The sequence below is a fragment of the Psychrobacter sp. genome (assembly GCF_035469765.1).
Lineage (GTDB): Bacteria > Pseudomonadota > Gammaproteobacteria > Pseudomonadales > Moraxellaceae > Psychrobacter.
In genome coordinates this window covers 1-2,677 of record NZ_DATIRM010000166.1, presented here as the reverse complement: position 1 = coordinate 2,677, position 2,677 = coordinate 1, and the positions used below count along the sequence as shown (strand labels likewise).

Sequence of the window (2,677 nt, the reverse complement as noted above, 5' to 3'; positions counted from 1 at the left end):
AGCGTTGATCAGCATTGTCTTCACGCAGCAATAAGCGATACTCTGCACGACTGGTAAACATGCGGTAAGGTTCAGTGGTGCCATGCGTAATCAAGTCATCAACCAGCACACCAAGATAGGCTTCATCACGGCGCGGTGTCCAAACATCAAACTCACTGTTTTCACACGTGACCAGTGCGGCATTGGTACCAGCTAATAAACCTTGTACACCTGCTTCTTCATAACCGGTAGTACCATTAATTTGACCAGCAAAATATAAGCGCTCAATCGACTTGGTTTCAAGCGTTGGCTTTAGGTTTTGCGGATCAAAATAATCATATTCAATCGCATAGCCTGGGCGCGTAATATGAGCGTTCTCTAGGCCTTTCATACTATGAATAAATTCTAACTGTACATCAAACGGTAAGCTGGTTGAGATACCATTCGGATATAGCTCATGCGTGGTCAAGCCTTCTGGCTCGATAAATATCTGATGGCTGTCTTTATCCGCAAAGCGATGGATTTTGTCTTCAATAGATGGACAATAACGTGGACCTACCCCTTCGATTTTGCCAGAGAACATCGGTGAGCGATCTAAGTTTTCACGAATAATATCATGGGTACGCGCATTAGTATGGGTTATATAGCAATTGACCTGCTCAGGATGCATGGACACATCGCCCATATAACTCATGACCGGCAGCGGTGTATCGCCCGGCTGTACTGTCATCACACTAAAATCGACACTACGAGCATCGATACGTGCTGGAGTACCTGTCTTTAAACGACCAACAGGTAGTTTGAGCTCACGTAAACGGTCAGCAAGCTTAATAGAAGGCTGATCGCCTGCGCGCCCGCCTTTTGAGCTCTCAAGACCAATATGAATAACCCCGCCTAAAAAAGTACCTGAGGTCAATACTACCGTTTGCGTATTAAAGATAATACCGGTAGCGGTAACAACTGCCGTCGCACGACCATTTTCAACCAAAATATCATCAGCTGCTTGTTGGAATATATCAAGATTTGGCTGATTCTCAAGCGTATGACGAATAGCCGCTTTATATAAAATGCGATCCGCTTGCGCACGTGTGGCACGAACAGCTGCACCTTTACGGCTGTTAAGTACTCGAAACTGAATACCCGATTTATCCGTTGCCAGTGCCATGGCACCACCAAGTGCATCAATCTCACGCACCAAATGCGATTTACCAATACCACCAATCGCAGGGTTACAACTCATCTGCCCCAACGTCTCAATATTATGCGTCAACAGTAAGGTTTGCGCACCCATACGTGCAGCCGCCAGAGCCGCTTCTGTACCAGCGTGACCGCCGCCGATCACTACCACATCGTAATTTTTTGGGTATTGCATGTATGCCTCACTTGACTCTTAACGTTGCTTTTATCCAGAAACCATTATCATAGCGTGCATCAAATGGGAGCATGGCTGCCGGCAAATAAACGTCAGTCGAATTTAAAAAGAGATAACAGCTCAGACAAGCCATTAAAAATAGGTTAGATAACCGTCAATTATAACAATTTTTTGTCATTTAAAAAACGTTATACGAAAAACTATTAAGATTAACTATCAAGGCATTGTGATAAACACCGATACCCTAACAAACGTAACCTTAATATAAATGGCTTGCTATAGCTTATTTACCAGCATTTATTTGCCAGGACTAAGTGGCACAATACGATCCGCCTGCCCACTCGCCAGCATATGTTGGCTACCATAGCCTTCTGGATTAATCTGCAAATAGGCGTTCATCTGCCCGATCGCATCGCCATCATCACTCGCCAATATATACTGTTTAATCGTCTCAACGGGCGGCAGGTGCAGATTTTTAAGCAATGCTAAACGCTGAGCGTTATCGCCTTTATTGACCACTAGCTCAATAAGTTGACGCGCATCAATAGGCAAATCTGGCGTATTTTGAGCCAGTAAAGCCAAATGATACGCGCCGGCAGCATCTTGATCAACGACGATACGCTGCTCAATCGCCACATACGTCGCCTCAGTTGCACCGCCTGCCACACTCAACTGATGGATACATTTAAGTGCTGAATAAGGCTCACAGGCAGCAATATCAATAATACGTAGTGATTCACTTTTTAGATGCTCACGACGTTTTTCAATCGCTACTTGTTCGGCATCTTGTGTTTGTGTTGCTTGGCTGTTTTTTAATTCATGAGTCATAGATGTCTCTTATTATTGCTTCAGCTTATTTAGCTTTGATATTAAGGCCTATATGGGGATAAAACTGACAAAAACAATCAACTTTGCCGGCGATAGATATTGAGAATAAAAAATCCGAGCAACCTTGAATAAGGCTACTCGGATTTAGGCGCTTAGATATCTAGACATCACACGTCAATATAAAGTGCAATCGATATTAAGCAGCTGGACTGTTTGCTTCAACCAAAGGCTTAAGCTCGCCTGATTGATACATTTGTAAAATGATATCAGAACCACCCATCAACTCGCCATCAATCCATAGCTGCGGAAAAGTTGGCCAATTAGCGATTTGTGGTAACGTTGCACGGATTTCTGGGTTTTCTAAAATATTTACAAAAGCAAATGGGCGACCAATTTGCGTCAAGACTTCAATCGCCTTGGCAGAAAAACCACACTGTGGAAACTGTGGTGAGCCTTTCATATACAGAATGACTTTATTGTCTTTGATTTGGTTACGAA

Annotated in this window: 3 protein-coding genes; all 3 read right to left on the bottom strand. The window is 43.6% G+C overall.

Annotation, left to right across the window (positions count from 1 at the left end; translation table 11 throughout):
• Positions 1-1,351: tRNA uridine-5-carboxymethylaminomethyl(34) synthesis enzyme MnmG (gene mnmG / locus VLN09_RS04815; protein WP_325244212.1), on the bottom strand; the 1,351-nt coding region annotated here is incomplete at its 3' end.
• Between the two features lie 297 nt (positions 1,352-1,648).
• Positions 1,649-2,179 (bottom strand): hypothetical protein, encoded by a 531-nt coding sequence (locus VLN09_RS04810; protein WP_325244210.1) that lies wholly within the window; start codon positions 2,177-2,179, stop codon positions 1,649-1,651.
• Positions 2,180-2,375: 196 nt separating this feature from the next.
• The coding region (gene grxD / locus VLN09_RS04805) for a Grx4 family monothiol glutaredoxin (RefSeq protein ID WP_325244208.1) at positions 2,376-2,677 on the bottom strand (302 nt) is incomplete at its 5' end.

What these genes read in the sequence shown, in the direction of transcription:
- VLN09_RS04810 (WP_325244210.1), bottom strand. Translation starts at nt 2,179, where the DNA reads ATGACTCATGAATTAAAAAACAGCCAAGCAACACAAACACAAGATGCC.